Annotated in this window: 15 protein-coding genes; 5 read left to right on the forward strand and 10 right to left on the reverse strand. The window is 72.4% G+C overall.

Annotated features, from left to right (window positions below; all coding sequences use genetic code 11):
* Positions 1-5 precede the first annotated feature (5 nt).
* Positions 6-833: a hypothetical protein gene (locus OG574_RS31580; protein WP_326775976.1), complete on the forward strand. Its 828-nt coding sequence runs from the start codon at positions 6-8 to the stop codon at positions 831-833.
* 55 nt (positions 834-888) lie between these two features.
* Positions 889-2,133: a hypothetical protein gene (locus OG574_RS31585; RefSeq protein ID WP_442816862.1), complete on the forward strand. Its 1,245-nt coding sequence runs from the start codon at positions 889-891 to the stop codon at positions 2,131-2,133.
* A 106-nt stretch (positions 2,134-2,239) separates the two neighbouring features.
* On the opposite strand, the gene OG574_RS31590 is transcribed toward OG574_RS31585, so the two are convergent.
* Positions 2,240-3,484 (reverse strand): cytochrome P450, encoded by a 1,245-nt coding sequence (locus OG574_RS31590; RefSeq protein WP_326775977.1) that lies wholly within the window; start codon positions 3,482-3,484, stop codon positions 2,240-2,242.
* Between the two features lie 225 nt (positions 3,485-3,709).
* Here OG574_RS31590 and OG574_RS31595 point away from each other — a divergent pair, with 225 nt between their 5' ends.
* A complete protein-coding gene (locus tag OG574_RS31595) occupies positions 3,710-4,879 on the forward strand; it encodes a steroid 3-ketoacyl-CoA thiolase (protein WP_100591989.1) in 1,170 nt (389 codons plus the stop codon).
* Positions 4,880-4,979: 100 nt separating this feature from the next.
* Here OG574_RS31595 and OG574_RS31600 read toward each other — a convergent pair whose 3' ends face one another.
* The 9 genes from OG574_RS31600 to OG574_RS31640 all read right to left on the reverse strand — a co-directional run bounded on the left by OG574_RS31600 (position 4,980) and on the right by OG574_RS31640 (position 14,449).
* Positions 4,980-5,387, reverse strand: a complete 408-nt coding sequence (locus OG574_RS31600; protein ID WP_234374151.1) for a transglycosylase SLT domain-containing protein — start codon at positions 5,385-5,387, stop codon at positions 4,980-4,982.
* 329 nt (positions 5,388-5,716) lie between these two features.
* Positions 5,717-6,562 (reverse strand): ECF transporter S component, encoded by an 846-nt coding sequence (locus OG574_RS31605; protein WP_100591991.1) that lies wholly within the window; start codon positions 6,560-6,562, stop codon positions 5,717-5,719.
* Positions 6,559-8,250 carry an ABC transporter ATP-binding protein gene (locus OG574_RS31610; protein WP_326775978.1) on the reverse strand — a complete coding sequence of 564 codons (1,692 nt, stop codon included), beginning with the start codon at positions 8,248-8,250 and terminating at the stop codon, positions 6,559-6,561. Before OG574_RS31610 ends, OG574_RS31605 begins: the two co-directional genes overlap by 4 nt.
* Positions 8,247-9,449 carry an energy-coupling factor transporter transmembrane component T gene (locus OG574_RS31615; RefSeq protein WP_326775979.1) on the reverse strand — a complete coding sequence of 401 codons (1,203 nt, stop codon included), beginning with the start codon at positions 9,447-9,449 and terminating at the stop codon, positions 8,247-8,249. Before OG574_RS31615 ends, OG574_RS31610 begins: the two co-directional genes overlap by 4 nt.
* Before the next feature lie 53 nt (positions 9,450-9,502).
* Entirely contained in the window at positions 9,503-10,168 is a 666-nt protein-coding gene (locus OG574_RS31620) for an SCO2322 family protein (RefSeq protein ID WP_326775980.1), read from the reverse strand.
* The gene (locus OG574_RS31625) at positions 10,165-11,391 is read right to left on the reverse strand and encodes a prenyltransferase/squalene oxidase repeat-containing protein (RefSeq protein ID WP_326775981.1); all 1,227 of its coding nucleotides are present in this window, start codon (positions 11,389-11,391) and stop codon (positions 10,165-10,167) included. The genes OG574_RS31620 and OG574_RS31625 overlap by 4 nt, the downstream gene beginning before the upstream one ends.
* Positions 11,392-11,771: 380 nt before the next feature.
* Positions 11,772-12,977: an SPFH domain-containing protein gene (locus OG574_RS31630; RefSeq protein ID WP_100591995.1), complete on the reverse strand. Its 1,206-nt coding sequence runs from the start codon at positions 12,975-12,977 to the stop codon at positions 11,772-11,774.
* Between the two features lie 12 nt (positions 12,978-12,989).
* Positions 12,990-13,256 (reverse strand): hypothetical protein, encoded by a 267-nt coding sequence (locus OG574_RS31635; protein WP_326775982.1) that lies wholly within the window; start codon positions 13,254-13,256, stop codon positions 12,990-12,992.
* A 155-nt stretch (positions 13,257-13,411) separates the two neighbouring features.
* On the reverse strand, positions 13,412-14,449 hold the full coding sequence (locus OG574_RS31640) for an MBL fold metallo-hydrolase (RefSeq protein ID WP_326775983.1): 1,038 nt from the start codon (positions 14,447-14,449) through the stop codon (positions 13,412-13,414).
* 192 nt (positions 14,450-14,641) lie between these two features.
* Here OG574_RS31640 and OG574_RS31645 point away from each other — a divergent pair, with 192 nt between their 5' ends.
* Together OG574_RS31645 and OG574_RS31650 are read left to right on the forward strand one after the other, a co-directional pair.
* Positions 14,642-16,123 carry an aldehyde dehydrogenase gene (locus OG574_RS31645; RefSeq protein ID WP_326775984.1) on the forward strand — a complete coding sequence of 494 codons (1,482 nt, stop codon included), beginning with the start codon at positions 14,642-14,644 and terminating at the stop codon, positions 16,121-16,123.
* Positions 16,123-16,356 carry a ferredoxin gene (locus OG574_RS31650; protein WP_326775985.1) on the forward strand — a complete coding sequence of 78 codons (234 nt, stop codon included), beginning with the start codon at positions 16,123-16,125 and terminating at the stop codon, positions 16,354-16,356. The genes OG574_RS31645 and OG574_RS31650 overlap by 1 nt, the downstream gene beginning before the upstream one ends.
* The last annotated feature ends 9 nt before the right edge of the window (positions 16,357-16,365 follow it).

Raw genomic sequence — 16,365 nt, forward strand, 5'->3', positions numbered from 1 at the left:
ACCAGATGTCGACCACGCGCCACCACCTCAACCGCCAGCGCCGCCTGGCGACGAAGCCGTCCCGGCCGGAACGGGACCGGTCCGCCTCCCCGGCGTCGACGCCCGTGCGGTCCGACGCCGATGCGACCACCACGGCCACCGTCGTCCCGAAGGCGCCCCCCGCCCCGAAGAACGTGATCCCGCTCGTCCGGCCCCGCCCCCGCCCCAAGAACGCGGCCGTAGACCCCTCGCCGCGCCCCCGCCCGAAGGCCACGGCGGCGGACTCCCCGAGCCGCCCCCGCCCCAAGCGCACCACCACCGATCACCCCTCTCGTCGCCCCGCCCCCCTGCTCCTCGTCCTGTGCGCCCTCACCCTCCTCCTCGGTGGCTTCGCCGGCTGGGCGTACGCCGAGGCGCGCGGGCTGCGGGACGACGAGGCGAGCCGCAACACCGCGCTCACCGACCCGGCCCGCACCAGCGAGGTCAAGGGGCAGGCGTCCGAAGCGGTGAACGCCCTGTTCTCGTACGACCACGCCAACCCGGGCGCCGAGGAGAAGGCCGTCGCCACCCTCCTCACCGGCAAGGCCGTCGAACAGCACCGCAGGCTGCTCGCCCCCGTGCTCGCGCAGGCGAAGAAGCAGAAGACGGTCGTGACCACCACCGTCACGGACAGCGCCGTCGAGCGCATTGACGGCAACCGTGCCCGCGTCCTCGTCTTCGCCGACCAGAGCAGTACGAGTACCGCCGCGAAGGCGAAGGACGCCGCGAGCTACGCGGGCGCGATGCTCGCAGTCGACCTCGTGCTCCGGGACGGCCGCTGGTTGGTCTCGGCCATCGACACCTTCGGCAGCTAGACCGCCAGGCCGCTGAGGACGCGCCCGCCACCACGTGAGACAAGGAGTCCGACCCGTGAACCCCGTGAACCCCGTGAAACGCGGACCGCACCTCCTCGCCCGCCTGCGCCCCCGCGACGCCCGCACCCGCCGCGGACTGCGCGGCACCGCCGTCGCCGCGGCCGCGGTGGCCCTGCTCACGGCGTCCCAAGCACCCGGAATCGTCGAGGAGTTGGGCGGCGGGAAAGGCGGCGACAGCGCTGAGCGCCCCGCGTCGGCCGAGGCTCCGCTGCCCTACGTGAACTCGCAGGGCGACGACTCGTACCACACCGAACTGCCGCCCCTGAACAGCCCGGACGCGCCCGCGCGCGTCTACCCGCCCGCCCAGATCCGCGCCCAGTCCGGCATCCCGGCCACCGTCCTGGCCGCCTATCGCAGGGCCGAGTCGGCGATCGCCCGTACCGACGCGGGCTGCCGACTGCCCTGGGAGCTGCTCGCCGCCATCGGCAAGGTCGAGTCGGGCCAGGCCCGCGGCGGCGCCGTCGACGCGCACGGCACGACCCTGGGCCGTATCACCGGACCCGCCCTCAACGGCCAGGGGTTCGCCCTGATCCGGGACTCGGACGGCGGGGCGTGGGACGGTGACACGGTCTACGACCGGGCGGTCGGCCCGATGCAGTTCCTGCCGGGGACGTGGCGGCGCTGGGGCGCCGACGGCAACGGCGACGGGGACAAGAACCCCAACAACATCTTCGACGCCGCCCTGGCGGCGGGCCACTACCTGTGCGCCGGAAGCCGTGACGTGAGCCGTACGGCCGGCCTCGAACGCGCCGTCCTCAGTTACAACTACTCACGCGACTATCTCCAACTGGTCCTGTACTGGATGGAGTTCTACCGCGAGGGCGTGCACACCGTGCCCGACGGCAAGGGTGTGATCCCGAGGAGCCCCGGCGCGGGCGGCGACACCCCGGCGACCAGCCCGGTCGGCGGCGGCAAAGGCCCCGGCAAGGGCGGGGGCGGCGGGATCGTCATCGGGCCCGATCCGACCCCCTCCGGCCCCTCGGACGGCGGCAGCCCCGACCCCAGCCCCGGCCCGGACCCGAGCGGTGACCCGTCGGATCCGCCCACGCAGTCACCGGACCCGAGCGACCCCCCGCCGTCGCAGGACCCTGGCACCCCCTCGGACCCTGGCAGCACCCCGCCGACGGACTGCCCCACGGACACGACGTCCCCGTCCCCGTCGCCCGACCCGGACGAGTCCCCTTCACCGTCCCCGTCGCCCAGTCCCTCGCCGTCGGAGTGCCCGGAACCGGGCGCGTAGCGCGGCGCAGTGCTTGTGCCGCAGGGAGGCAGGGAGGCAGGGAGGCAGGAGCGTGGCGTAGGGGGATGGCCCCTGCCTCCCTGGGCCGGCGTGCGGCCGCCCGCGGTCAGCCGGTGCTGACCTGAAGTTCCTTGACGCCGTTGAGCCAGGCAGAGCGGAGCCTGCGCGGGTCGCCGGTCAGGCGGAGGTCCGGCATGGCGTCGGCCACGGCGTTGAAGATGAGGTTGATCTCGAGCGTGGCCAGCGACTTGCCGAGGCAGAAGTGCGGGCCTCCGCCGCCGAATCCGAGGTGCGGGTTCGGGTCGCGGGTGATGTCGAACGTATCGGGGCGGTCGAAGACCTCGGGGTCGTGGTTGGCCGACGAGTAGAAGATGCCGACCCGGTCGCCCTTCTTGATCTGCGCGCCGCCGAGCTCCGTGTCCTGGGTCGCGGTGCGCTGGAAGGAGACCACGGGGGTCGCCCAGCGGACGATCTCCTCCGCCGTCGACTCCGGGCGCTCCCGCTTGAACAGCTCCCACTGGTCCGGGTTGGTGAGGAAGGCGTGCATGCCGTGCGTGATGGCGTTGCGCGTCGTCTCGTTTCCGGCCACCGCGAGCAGGATCACGAAGAAGCCGAACTCGTCCGAGGAGAGGTTCCCCTCGTCCTCCGCCGCCACCAGCTGGCTCACGATGTCCTTGGCCGGGCACTCCTTGCGGGCGGCGGCCAGGTTCATGGCGTAGCTGACGATCTCCATGGCGGCCTCGGCGCCGACCTCCTCGGTGATCGCGTACTCCGGGTCGTCGTACGCGGCCATCTTGTTGGACCAGTCGAAGATCTTGGTGCGGTCGTCCTGGGGGACACCGATCAGCTCGGCGATGGCCTGGAGCGGGAGTTCGACGGCGACGTTCGTGACGAAGTCGAAGGAGCCGTCGGGCGCGGCGTTCGCGAGCGCCGTCTCGACGATGGAGCCCGCACGGGTGCGCAGGGCGTCCTCGAGCGAGCGGATGGCGCGGGGAGTGAAGCCGCGCTGGACGATCTGCCTCACCCGGGTGTGCTCCGGCGGGTCCATGTTGAGCATGATCAGCTTCTGGACCTCGATCTGGTCGCGGCTGATCGACTCGTTGAAGCGGATGACGGCCGTGTTGAGGTTCGAGGAGAACAGCTCGGGGCGCGTGGAGACGTACTTGACGTCCGCGTGCCGGGTCACGGCCCAGTAGCCCGAGTCGCCGAAGCCGGAGATGCCGGTCGGCTGGGCTATCCACCGGACCGGTTCCGTCTGCCGCAGCTGGGCGAACTCGGGGAAGGGGACACGGTGTTGGAGGAGGTCGGGGTCGGTGAAGTCGAACCCTTCGGGCAGCGCTGGGCACGGCATGGGCAACTCCCGGTGACGGTCTGACGGGGCGTCAGCTTGTCGGCACCGTAGTAACGGGTTCTACAAGTGGCAAGACCCGTGGTACGCCCGATTGCGCGCGCGGTTACGTGCACGACCCTTGCGTACCGGGAGTAGCACCGTCGAGACTGCACGGAGAACTGGTACGCGTTCTAGTTCTTACGTCTTCTGGTTCGGTCCGGGAATGTGTGGAGAGGACGACAGCTCATGGCCGCGGAACCCGTCATCGTCGAAGCCGTACGTACCCCGATCGGCAAGCGCGGAGGCGCGCTCGCCAATCTTCATCCCGCGTATCTCCTCGGCGAGACGTACCGGGAACTGCTCGGCAGGACCGGCATCCACGCTGACTGCGTCGAGCAGATCGTGGGCGGCACGGTGACCCACGCGGGCGAACAGTCCATGAATCCGGCACGCACGGCCTGGCTCACCATGGGCCTGCCCTACGAGACGGCGGCCACGACCGTCGACTGCCAGTGCGGCTCCTCGCAGCAGGCCTCGCACATGACCGCCAACATGATCGCCGCCGGTGTCATCGACATCGGCATCAGCTGCGGGGTCGAGGCGATGTCGCGGGTGCCGCTCGGCTCCGGCTCCAAGCACGGTCCCGGCAAGCCGTTCCCCGAGGAGTGGAACGTCGACCTGCCCAACCAGTTCGAGGCCGCCGAGCGCATCGCGCGCCACCGCGGACTGACCCGCGAGAACGTCGACTCGCTGGGGCTCATCTCCCAGGAACGCGCCGCGACCGCGTGGGCCGAGGAGCGCTTCAAGCGCGAGACGTTCGCCGTGCAGGTGCCCACGAACGAGGACGAGCAGGCCGCCGGGCAGGGCATGTGGCGGCTCGTGGACCGGGACGAGGGCCTGCGCGACACGACCATGGAGGGCCTCGGCGGGCTCAAGCCGGTCATGCCGACCGCCGTGCACACCGCGGGCAACTCCTCGCAGATATCCGACGGCGCCTCGGCGATCATGTGGGCGTCCAAGCGGATGGCGCGCGCCCTGAAGCTCAAACCGCGCGCCCGGATCGTCGCCCAGGCTCTCGTCGGCGCCGACCCGCACTTCCACCTGGACGGGCCGATCGACGCCACGCGCGCCGTGCTCGGCAAGTCGGGCATGTCGCTCAAGGACATCGACCTCGTCGAGATCAACGAGGCGTTCGCGTCCGTCGTGCTCAGCTGGGCGCAGGTCTTCGAGCAGGACCTGGCGAAGGTCAACGTGAACGGCGGGGCCATCGCCCTCGGCCACCCCGTCGGCGCGACCGGCGCGCGGCTCATCACCACGGCCCTGCATGAGCTGGAGCGCCAGGACAAGGAGTTCGCGCTGATCACGATGTGCGCGGGCGGCGGGCTGGCGACGGGCACGATCATCCAGCGGCTGTAGGGGAGCCCGCTCCTGGGCGGCCCGGAACGCACGACGAAGGCGGCACCCTCCCACGGGGGGAGGGTGCCGCCTTCTCAGGTCGGCTGGGGGCCGGCCGGGCTCAGTACGAGCCTGCGGACTGCCAGTGGGACCAGGCACCACAGGGGCTGCCGTAGCGCTCGTTCATGTAGGTGAGGCCCCACTTGATCTGGGTCTCGGGGTTGGTCTTCCAGTCGCCGCCGGCCGAGGCCATCTTGTGGGCGGGCAGGGCCTGGACCAGGCCGTAGGCGCCGGACGACGCGTTCGTCGCGTTGACGTTCCAGCCGCTCTCGTGGGACACGATCTTGTCGAAGCACGCAAACTGTTCGGCGCTCATCTTCTGCTGGGCGATCGCCTTCGGCGAAGAGGTGGCCGCGGCGTTCGACGCCGGGGCGGCGGCCATGACCATACCGGCCGTGGCGGCAGCCAGGGCGACACCGGCGAGGGCCTTCTTCGGAGCGGCGATGCGGCGGAGGATGGTGGCGGACAAAGCGTGATCCTTCCGTGGGGGACAGGGGCCGCTTCGTACGCCCTGCGGCGTACAGAGGCGCCGGGGCCCTGGCGGGGGCTGTCGGCGCCTTGCGACTGCTCCAGAGAAACAGGCCCGGACAACGGTGGCAATTGACCCTTTTGCTAGTTGAGGTCGTATGTAGTCGAAATGTCCCCTAGGTGACCTGGCTCTCATTGCCCAGGTCGGAGGGTGTTTTGGTGGGGACGCGTCAAGCCTCCGCGTCTACGGCCGCGCCTCGTAGGTGACGTGGGTCATGTGCGGTGCTTCACGGCGCGGGCACGTCTCGGTGACGCAGCGCGCGTGAAGCCCTACGGCTCGGTGCCCTCGAATGTGACCGGGGCCTCGAACGCGGCCCGGCGCGTGGCCCGCCGCAGCGCCCTCAGGAGCGCCGGGCCGACGGTGACGGTGAGGACGACGGTCAGGGCTGCCCGGCCCAGGTCCCAGCCCAGCGACGTGGCCAGGCAGTAGGCGAGGAAGCGGACCAGGTTCTCGTGCAGCGGGGCGCCCGCCTGGAACGCGACGCTCGACGACAGCGAGTCCAGGAACGGCCAGCCGGCCAGGTTCATGACGGTGCCGTACGCGAACGCGGCGAGGAACCCGTACGCCGCCAGCATCAGCACCTCGGCGCGGCCGCGCAGCCGGTCCGGGCCGGGGAGCAGACCCGCGCCCATCGTGAACCAGCCCATCGACAGCATCTGGAACGGCATCCACGGACCGACACCGCCGGTGAGCAGCGCGGACGCGAACATGGTCACGGACCCGAGCACGAACCCGAAGCCCGGCCCGAGCACCCGCCCGCTCAGCACCATCAGGAAGAACATCGGCTCGATCCCGGCGGTCCCCGCCCCGATCGGGCGCAGCGCGGCGCCCGTCGCGGCAAGCACCCCGAGCATCGCCACTGCCTTGGGCCCGACCCCGCCCTCGGAGACGGCGGCCGCCACCACGCCCACCAGCAGGACGAGCAGCCCCGCGAACAGCCAGGGCGCGTCCTGCGCATGTGCGCTGACCTGCGACGAAGGGCCCGCGAGCAGCGGCCACCCGAAGGCGGCCACCCCCACGGCACTCACGAGGAGCAGGGCCACCACGGAGCGGGGGCCGAGACGTACGGCGCGGGCCTGGCGGTCGGGGCGCCCGGTCCCGGGTGCGGTCTTCATGCCCTTTCCTCCGGCCCGCCCGCGGACTCCAGGGCCTCGCGGACCTGGGCCACCGTGAGCCACTCGCCCGGGGCCAGGACCTTGGCGACCTGGGGGGAGAAGGCGGGGGAGGCCACGACCACCTCGGGCGTGGGCCCGTTCGCCACGATCTCGCCGTCGGCGAGGACGGCGACGCGGTGGGACAGCTCGGCGGCCAGTTCCACGTCGTGCGTGGCCAGGACGACGGCGTGCCCCTCGGCCGCGAGGCCGCGCAGGACCGTGATCAGGCGGGCCTTCGCCGCGTAGTCGAGGCCGCGCGTCGGCTCGTCGAGCAGGAGCAGCGGAGGGCGGGCCGTCAGCACGATCGCCAGGGCGAGCGTGAGGCGCTGGCCTTCCGAGAGGTCACGGGGGTGGGTGTCGTCCGCGATGCCGGGCAACAGCCGCGAGACAAGGGCGCGGCAGGTGCCCGGACCCGCGCCCGCGTCATGGTCGGCGGCGGCGCACTCGGCGGCCACCGTGTCCGCGTACAGGAGGTCCCGCGGTTCCTGCGGGACCAGGCCGACGCGGCGGATCAGGTCGCGCGGGCCCGTGCGGTGCGGGACCACCCCGCCCACCAGGGCCGTGCCGGACGACGGGCGGACCAGGCCGACCAGGGTGGACAGGAGAGTGGACTTGCCGGCGCCGTTGCGGCCCATCAGGGCGACGATCTCGCCGGGCCCGACCGTGAGGTCGACGTGGCGCAGCGCCTCGACGCGCCCCCGCCGCACCGCGAGCCCCGCGACCTCGGCGACGGCGGTCACCCCGGGCTGCTTGCGAGTGCGGCGCAGCGGGGACCGGCGGGAGTCGGGGGAGGCAGTGGCCCGCGGCTGCTCATGAGGCTCGCGCGGCTCGTGCCCCGCCAGGCGCTCCCGCAGCTTCCCGGACCTGCGCCGCGCGTCCCGCACCGTCAGCGGCAGCGGTGACCAGCCCGCGAGGCGGCCCAGGTCCACGACCGGCGGGAACACCGGCGATACGGCCATGATCTCGGCGGGCGCGCCGAGCAGCAGGGGCTCGCCGGGTCCTGGGAGGAGCGCGACCTGGTCCGCGTACTGCACGACCCGCTCAAGCCGGTGCTCGGCCATCAGGACCGTCGTGCCGAGGTCGTGCACCAGGCGCTGCACCACCGCGAGGACCTCCTCCGCGGCGGCCGGGTCGAGCGCGGACGTCGGCTCGTCGAGGACCAGGACCCGCGGGTGCGGGGTGAGGACGGAGCCGATGGCGACGCGCTGCTGCTGCCCGCCGGACAGCGTCGCGATGGGACGGTCGCGCAGATCGGCGAGGCCGAGCAGGTCGAGGGTCTCCTCGACGCGGCGCCGCATCACCTCGGGCGCGAGCCCGAGCGACTCCATGCCGTACGCGAGTTCGTCCTCGACCGTGTCGGTGACGAAGTGGGAGAGCGGGTCCTGCCCCACCGTGCCCACCACGTCGGCGAGTTCCCGCGGCTTGTGCGTACGGGTGTCGCGCCCCGCCACGGTGACGCGCCCGCTCAGTGTGCCCCCGGTGAAGTGCGGCACGAGCCCGCTCACCGCGCCGAGCAGCGTCGACTTGCCGACGCCCGAAGGGCCCACGAGCAGCACCAACTCGCCCTCGGGCACGTCGAGTCGAATGTCACGGACCGTGGGTGTCGCGGCCCCGTCGTACGTCACCGAGACGTCCTCGAACCGGATCATGAAGCCTCCTTCGAGGGCGTTTCGGCGAGCGGCGGCGCGGGCGCCACGAACGCCGGGAGCAGTCCGAGCAGCACCCCGGCCGCGGGCCACAGCGGCAGCGTCGGCGCGGCCAGCGGCACGACGCCGGGCGCCAGGGCCGAGGGATCGTAGGAACCGGCCCGGATCATCACGGCGGCGACGGCCGCCCCCGACGCGGCGACGAGCCACGCCCGCACACCCCACACGTCGGGCCGGTACCGGGTGCGGACCGAGCGGCGCCCGCCGAGCCAGAGCCCGCCGAGCGCGGCCGCCACCCCGGCGAGCAGCACGGGCAGCCCGTACCGCGCGCCGTCCGCGGTCAGCAGCCCGTACGTACCCGCGCACACCCCGACCAGGCCGCCCAGCGTCAGCACCGCGGTGGCCCGGCGCACGGCGGCCGGGACCTCGGCCGTGCGCCCGTACCCGCGCGCGTCCATCGCGGCGGCCAGCGCCACCGACCGCTCAAGTGCGCCCTCAAGGACGGGAAGACCGACCTGCGCCAGGCCCCGCAGCCCCTTGTCGGGCCGGCCGCGCAGCCGGCGCGCGGCGCGCAGCCGCCGCACATCGGCGATCAGGTTCGGCGCGAACGTCATCGCGACGACGACGGCGACCCCGGCCTCGTACAGCGCGCCCGGCAGGGACTTGAGGAGGCGGGCCGGGCTCGCGAGGGCGTTCGCCGCGCCCACGCAGATCAGCAGCGCGGCCAGCTTCAGGCCGTCGTACAGCGCGAACACCAGGCCCTCGACCGTGACCCGGCCACCGATCCGCACCCCCTGCGCCCACTCGGGCAGCGGCACCTCGGGCAGCGTGACGAGCAGATGCGTGCCCGGGATCGGCGACCCCAGGAACACCGCGAACACCAGCCGGATCCCGATCACCGCGAGCCCGAGCTTCACGAACGCCCCGTACGAGCGCGCCCACGGCGCCGACGTGCGCCGCGCGGCCACCACGTACCCGGCCACCCCGATGAGCAGCGCGAGCAGCAGCGGATTCGTCGTCCGGGACGCCGCCGTGCCGAGCCCGAGCGCCCAGAGCCACCAAGCGCCTGGGTGCAGCGCGTTCGAGCGGTGGACCCGGGGAGCGGCGAGCGGACGACGGCGCGCGGACGGCCCCGTCCCCGGGTCGCGCGCGAGGCGCGTACGCGGGGCGGGGTGCGGTGAACCTGCGCCGGTGCTGCTCATCGAATCGTCGTGTCCGTGTCCGTGGTCAGGTGCCTGCGTCAGCCGTGCCTGCCTCAGCCGCGCCGGCGGCGGGCCTGCCAGGCCGCGGCCGCGCCGAGCACGACGACGGCGGCGCCGCCCGCGATCAGGCCGACGGAGGGGCCACCGCCGTCGGACGCCGCGTCCTTGGACGTGCCCGGCTCGGTCCCCTCGGAAGTCCCCTTGGAGGAAGACACCTGCTCGCCGCAGCCCGTCTTCGGGAAGCCGGCGATGGAACACAGCAGCGCCTGGTTGTTGTAGCGCAGCGGCTTCGCGACGGCGGCGAGCGCCTCCGCGCTGGTCGCGTCGTCCGCGACGCGCGCACACGCCGTACGCGCCTTCGGCGGCGTCTCACCGGACGGCGCGTCCTGCGCCGTGCCGAAGTCGACGACGAGCGCCACCCGCTTCTCGCCGCCCTTCGCCGGAGTGTCCGCGCAGATGGCGTCGAAGGAAGCAGCCCCGCGCGGCTTCGCCGAGTCCTGCGAGTCCTCGCTCACGGAGAACCGGAACCCCTGCACATCGCCGTCCGACGGGCGGGCCGTCGACGGGCCCTGCGAGGCGTACACCCAAGCGGAGCCGTCGCGGTCCCAGAACGACCAGTAGCGATAGCCGGTCGCCTGCGCCTGGCCCGCCCCCGCGACGAGTGCACACAGCACGCCCGATATGAGAACGGCCAGGCTTCGGCGGCGGTACGTGGTCACAGCTGCTGCTTCTTGCGGCCGCTGAACAGGAAGCCGATGCCGATACCGGCGACGGCCGCGACGGCGACGACGTACCAGACACTGATGCCGCCGTCGTCGTCCTTCTTCTTCTCGTCGGCCGTGGCGGCCTTCGTGGAGGACGGCGCGGGGCCCGTCGCGTTCAGGGCCTTGACCAGGTCCGTGCCGCCGAAGTCACGCGGGTCGTTGCCCGTCGCGTGCGCGGCGAAGATCAGCTGGGCGTAGGCGGCCGGACCGGACTGCTCGGCCCAGCCCCCGGCGTTCTTCTCCAGCCAGGCGTACGGGTCCTTCGTGTACTTGACGCCCTCGGCGGCCGCGATCGAGGTGACCGCGTCGGCGGTGTTGCCGTAGTCGGGCTGCGACTTGGTGCTGCCCGGGGTGACGGCCTTCAGGTACAGGCGGGTGCTGAGCTGGCCCTGGAGGTAGACGGCGGCGTTGTGCGCGAGGTCCCCGGCCGTCCTGCCGTCCTTGCAGACGTAGCTGTCCGGGGCCTTGCCCTTGCCGGGCGCCATGCCGGACCCGAGCGCGCCGAGCACGCCGGCCGCGGTGGCGTCCGCGTTGGCGGCCAGCTTGCCCTTCTTGTCGGGCTGATAGGCGAGCGCGCCGCCGTCCTTGGCGTCCGAGCAGGGGAGCGCGAGCGCGGCCAAGGCGTCCTGGCCGGTCTTGCCGCGGCCCGACTTCACGTCGGCGGGCTTCTCACCGGCCGCGACGAGCGCGCCGATCACGACGGCGGTCGAGTTGGCGTCGCTGTCCATGCCGAGGTTGTAGCCCCAGCCGCCGTCGCCGTTCTGCGCCTTCTTCAGCCAGTCCACGCCGCGGGTGACCTCGCCCTCGCGGCCGCCGACCGCGACGAGGGCCTGCACCGCGGCGGCCGTGCTGTTGCTGTCGACGAGCGTCTTCTTGTCGCACTCCTTGCCCGGCTCGGCGCGGAAGGCGGCGAACCCGCCGTTCGTGCACTGCTGCCCGGTCAGCCAGTCCACGGCCTTGTCGGCGGGCTTCACACCGACGGTGTCCTGCGCGACCAGCGCGATCGACTGCCGCCAGACACCGTCGTACGTCGGGTCGCCCTTCCCGTAGAGCCCGGAGGGGATCGCCACCGAGGGGGACGCGGAGGGCGCGGAGCCGTCCGCGAGGGCGGCCGGGGCGGTGGCCATGCCGATGACGGCGGTGGCCGCCACGAGCGCGGCGCTGCGGCGAATGTTCATGGTGGGGCGGGTGCCTCTCCCTGCGGGGAGCCGGGCGCACGGCACACGCGGGCACCGGGCGGCTCCGGCTCCGTATGCCTCGACGGTGCCGGCCACCGGCGGGGGCCGATGACGCGAGCCGGTCACGCGCCGCACGGGGCAGTCCGGCTCACCACTTACGTGGTTCACGGATTGGGGTCTCCCCTGCTCGAGCGGAGCCGAGAGCTTGGGGAAGGGTCAGCGCCGGATTCGCACCGGCTTCCCCCCGTGCGGGCATGATGACGACCTGCCCACTGTACCGGCCCGTAGGGGACCTCCCCCGGGGTGCCCGAAGGGCCGGGACAGACCGAAGTCTGCCCCGGCCCTTCGGGACGAGTGCGCCCAGCTGATGACGCCAGTGCCTAGCGGATGTCGACCGGCCCGTCGTCGCCGCTGTCACGGCCGTCGCGACCGTCCACCGGGCTCGACGCCGCCCCCAGGTACCGCTGGATCTCCATCTCGCCGCCGCTCTTCTTGGCGTCGCCGTCCGGGCCGCCCAGGTTGCGGCGGACCGAGTCCAGGATGGTCAGACCCTGGCCGACGAGTCCGGCCGCGATCTCACCGAGGCCGTCCGCGCCGTTGAGCACGTTCACGTTGGCGCCCTTGAGACCGCCGGCCGCCTCCTTCACGATCTGCGGCAGCTGGTCGATCAGCATCCGGTCGAGCGCGACCCGGTCGTACGACGCCGCCGCCGCGGCCTGGATCTTCATCCGCTCGGCCTCGGCGATGGCCATCACGCGGATCCGCTCGGCGTCCGCCTCCGCGGGCTTCACGACCTCGGCCACCAGCTGCTGCTGGCGCAGTTCGGCGGCCCGCTCGGCCAGTTCGGTGCGCGCCGCGAGGACCTCCTGCTCGGCGTGCGCCTGGGCCAGCGGCCCGGCCTGGGCGGCCGCCGCCTGCGCGCGGTCCACCTCGGCCTTGTACTCGGCCTGGACGACGGCGGTCTGCCGCGCGTACTCGGCCTGGTTGCGCTGGGCCTCCTGCTCCGCCTGGGTCGAGGCCTGGGTGGCCTGCGCCTGGGCGATCTGGGCCTGCCGCTGGATGGCCGCCTTGTGCGGGGCGGACATCGCGTCGATGTAGCCGGTGTTGCCGTCGTCGATGGACTGGATCTGGAGCGAGTCCACGATCAGCCCGATCTTCGCCATCTCGGCCTTCGAGGTGTCGAGCACCTCGGCGGCGAGCTTCTGCCGCTCCGTGACGATCTCCTCGACCGTCATCGAGCCGATGATGGAGCGCAGGTGACCCGCGAAGATCCGGCCGGTCAGGACCGACATCTGGTCCTGGTCGGACAGGAAGCGCTGGCCGGCGTTGACGATGGACTCCGTGTCGTTGCCGACCTTGAACGCGATGACGGCGCGCACGGTCAGGGCGATGCCCTGCCGGGTCACGCACTTCTCGACGACCTCGGCCTCGGACATGGCCAAGGACAGAAAGCGGGTCTTGCGGAAGATGGGCAGGACGAATTTTCCGTGTCCCGTCACGACCCGGAACGGCGCTCCCCCAAGTCCCCGCCTGCCACCCGAGATCAGCATCGCCTCATCGGGAGCGGGAACGCGATATCCGAACATCCTTCAGTCTCCTTAGCGGGCGTCACCCGTGTCGCCGGAGCCGTCGGTCCGCTCGTCGTCGAGCGACGGATCGCTCCAGGCCATGACGACGACCTGGCGGGTGCCGCGGGACTCGATCACCAGGACCGTCGACCCGCGCTCCATGGGTTCGTCGGACCAAGCGAGAAACGCCTCGCTGCCGCCCCTCACCCGCACCAGTACCTCGCCCGGGCCCTCGGCTCCGCGCGTGGCGATGACCAGCTTCCCCGTACAGCCGACCACGGCCTCGTCCGGCGCCATCGGTGGCCGCCCCCTTGTCGGTCCAGTTCTGAGATGCCAGACATTACGCCTGTTGCCACCCGCCGACCATGCGGAGGAAGGCCCGTCGGGCAGGCTGTTTCGCACACCCGGTAAAGATCGCGCAACGCCGGTAAAGTACAGGTCAAGTGCGTAGGTCAGACCGGTGCATACGTCACCGGGTCGCTCCCGGCGACCGCCTCCGCGCGGCCCAGTTTCACCAGCCGGCGCAAGTGCGCCTCGGCCTCCGAGACCGCGATGGTGCGCGACCCGTAAGGGATCTGTTCCCACGGCCGGTTCCACTCCATCCGCTCGGCGAGCTGCCAGGGGGTGAGCGGGGTGGCGAGCAGGGTGAGCAGGCCGGTGAGGCGCTCCTCGTGGTGGTCGAGCAGCTCCCGTACGCGGGCGGGGGCGTCGGTGAAGGTGTGCTGGTGGGCCGGGAGCACCTCGGCGGGGGCCAGGCGCCCGACGCGTTCCAGCGAGTCCAGGTAGTCGCCGAGCGGGTCGGTGACCGTGGCGTCGTCGGGGTCCTCGTAGAGGCCGATGTGCGGGGTGATGCCCGGGAGCAGATGGTCGCCGGAGAAGAGGCGGCCGTTGCCCGCGAGCCCGGCGGGGTGGTCCTCCTCCAGGTGCAGGCAGACATGGCCCGGGGTGTGGCCGGGCGTCCAGATCGCGCGCAGGCGGCGGCCCGGCAGGTCGAGCAGATCGCCCGGGGTGATGGTGCGGTCGGGGAGAGCGGGGGCGAGGCCCGGGAGGCTGCGGGCCCGGCCCGAGTCGCGGGCGGCGATCAGCGGCGCCATGTGCTCCTCGGGGGCGCCGGCCGCGGCGAGCTTCGCGGCCATGAACGCGTACCAGCGCTCCGGCGGGTTCTCCCGGGTGCGGCGCACCACGGAGACATCCGCCTCGTGCATGGCGATCCAGGCGCCGGACGCCTCGCGCACCTTGGCCGAAAGGCCGTGGTGATCGGGGTGGTGATGGGTGATCAGGACTCCCGTCACCTCACCGACGCTCGTGCCGCAGGCGGCGAGCCCCCCGGTGAGCGCGTCCCACGACTCGGGGTCGTCCCAGCCGGTGTCGATGAGGACGGGCCCGCGGTCCGTGTCGAGGAGGTGGACCAGGGTGAAGCCGAGCGGGTTGTCGGGGATCGGCACCCGAAGGGACCAGACGCCTCCGCCGTGGTCGGTCACCTGCGTCATCGGGCCCCACCTCTCGTACGACGACCTCGAACTCCCGCCACTGTAATAGAACTTGTTCCAATGGTCGCCCGGGTCGACTTGTTGCGCGACGGTCGCCGTGCCGATCCGTGGACTCCTGGAACTGGAACTGGTATCAGTTTCCAGAGGTTCTGATGCAGTGTCAGAAAACTTTCCCGCGAGAGGCGGTCGGTCATGACCGGGCATGAGGAACGGCTTGAGCACGAGTTCGTGGAGCACGGACAGCTCTACATCGGCGGGGAGTTGACCCAGCCGTCCGGCACGGACGTCATCGAGGTGATCTCCCCGCACACCGGAGAGGTCTTCGGGCGCGTGCCGCACGCCGCGCCCGCCGATGTCGACCGCGCGGTGGCCGCCGCCCGTACGGCGTTCGACGAGGGCCCCTGGCCGCGGCTCCCGCTCGAGGAGCGCATCGCGGTCGTCACCCGCATCAAGGACGCGATCGCCGTACGGCACGAGGAGATCGCCCGCCTCATCTCCTCCGAGAACGGCTCCCCGTACTCATGGAGCGTCCTCGCGCAGGCCCTCGGCGCGATGATGGTGTGGGACTCCGCGATCACCGTCGCGAAGAACTTCACGTACGAGGAGACGCGCGACGGCGCGCTCGGGAAGATCCTCGTGCGGCGCGAGCCGGTCGGCGTCGTGGCGGCCGTGGTCCCGTGGAACGTCCCGCAGTTCGTGGCCGCCGCCAAGCTCGCGCCCGCGCTGCTCGCAGGCTGCACCGTCGTCCTCAAGCCGTCCCCGGAATCGCCGCTCGACGCGTATCTGCTCGGCGAGATCGCGAAGGAGGCGGGCCTTCCGGAGGGGGTCCTGTCCATCCTTCCCGCGGACCGCGAGGTCAGCGAGTACCTCGTGGGGCACCCCGGCGTCGACAAGGTCTCCTTCACCGGATCCGTGGCCGCGGGCCGGCGCGTCATGGAGGTCGCCTCGCGGGGCCTCACCCACGTCACCCTCGAACTCGGCGGCAAGTCCGCGGCTGTCGTCCTGCCGGACGCGGACCTCGCGACGACCGTCCCCGGCCTCGTCCAGTCCGCCTGGATGAACAACGGCCAGGCCTGCGTCGCCCAGACCCGCATCCTCCTGCCCCGCTCGCGCTACGACGAGTTCGCCGGAGCCCTCACGGAGGCGGCGGCCGCGCTCGTCGTCGGCGACCCGCTCGACCCGGCGACCCAGGTCGGCCCGCTGGTCGCCGAGCGCCAGCAGCGCCGCTCCCTCGACTACATCCGCATCGGACAGGAGGAAGGCGCCAAGATCCTCACCGGCGGCGGCCGTCCCGCCGGGCTCGACCGGGGCTGGTACGTGGAGCCGACCCTCTTCGGCGGCGTCGACAACTCGATGCGCATCGCCCGCGAGGAGATCTTCGGCCCCGTCATCTGCCTGCTCCCGTACGGCGACGAGGCCGAGGCGGTGAAGATCGCCAACGACTCCGACTACGGACTCAGCGGCAGTGTGTGGACGGCCGACGTCGCGCACGGCATCGACGTCGCACGGCAGGTGCGCACCGGCACGTACAGCGTGAACACCTTCAGCCTCGACATGCTCGGCCCCTTCGGCGGCTACAAGAACTCCGGTCTCGGCCGGGAGTTCGGGCCCGAGGGATACAGCGCCTTCCTGGAGCACAAGATGATCCATCTGCCGGCCGGCTGGGAGGCGTGATGGGGGACCGCTGGCACGTAGAGGTCGACCGGGGCGTGTGCATCGGCTCGGCCCAGTGCGTCCACCACGCCCCGGACGCCTTCCGTCTCGACTCCGGCAGGCAGTCCCGCCCTCTTGAGGCGGAGGCCGACGCCAACGAGAAGATCCTGGCGGCGGCGGAGGGCTGCCCCGTGGAGGCCGTCATGATCACGCTCCTCGGCAGCGGGGAGTCGGTCTTCCCGCCGGAAGAATAAAAAAATCCC

The organism is Streptomyces sp. NBC_01445 (assembly GCF_035918235.1).
In the GTDB taxonomy this organism is placed as follows: Bacteria; Actinomycetota; Actinomycetes; order Streptomycetales; family Streptomycetaceae; genus Streptomyces.

What these genes read in the sequence shown, in the direction of transcription:
- OG574_RS31645 (WP_326775984.1), top strand. Translation starts at nt 14,642, where the DNA reads ATGACCGGGCATGAGGAACGGCTTGAGCACGAGTTCGTGGAGCACGGA.
- OG574_RS31580 (WP_326775976.1), top strand. Translation starts at nt 6, where the DNA reads ATGTCGACCACGCGCCACCACCTCAACCGCCAGCGCCGCCTGGCGACG.
- OG574_RS31650 (WP_326775985.1), top strand. Translation starts at nt 16,123, where the DNA reads ATGGGGGACCGCTGGCACGTAGAGGTCGACCGGGGCGTGTGCATCGGC.
- OG574_RS31635 (WP_326775982.1), bottom strand. Translation starts at nt 13,256, where the DNA reads ATGGCGCCGGACGAGGCCGTGGTCGGCTGTACGGGGAAGCTGGTCATC.
- OG574_RS31615 (WP_326775979.1), bottom strand. Translation starts at nt 9,449, where the DNA reads ATGAGCAGCACCGGCGCAGGTTCACCGCACCCCGCCCCGCGTACGCGC.
- OG574_RS31610 (WP_326775978.1), bottom strand. Translation starts at nt 8,250, where the DNA reads ATGATCCGGTTCGAGGACGTCTCGGTGACGTACGACGGGGCCGCGACA.
- OG574_RS31595 (WP_100591989.1), top strand. Translation starts at nt 3,710, where the DNA reads ATGGCCGCGGAACCCGTCATCGTCGAAGCCGTACGTACCCCGATCGGC.
- OG574_RS31625 (WP_326775981.1), bottom strand. Translation starts at nt 11,391, where the DNA reads ATGAACATTCGCCGCAGCGCCGCGCTCGTGGCGGCCACCGCCGTCATC.
- OG574_RS31590 (WP_326775977.1), bottom strand. Translation starts at nt 3,484, where the DNA reads ATGCCGTGCCCAGCGCTGCCCGAAGGGTTCGACTTCACCGACCCCGAC.
- OG574_RS31630 (WP_100591995.1), bottom strand. Translation starts at nt 12,977, where the DNA reads ATGTTCGGATATCGCGTTCCCGCTCCCGATGAGGCGATGCTGATCTCG.
- OG574_RS31605 (WP_100591991.1), bottom strand. Translation starts at nt 6,562, where the DNA reads ATGAAGACCGCACCCGGGACCGGGCGCCCCGACCGCCAGGCCCGCGCC.
- OG574_RS31640 (WP_326775983.1), bottom strand. Translation starts at nt 14,449, where the DNA reads ATGACGCAGGTGACCGACCACGGCGGAGGCGTCTGGTCCCTTCGGGTG.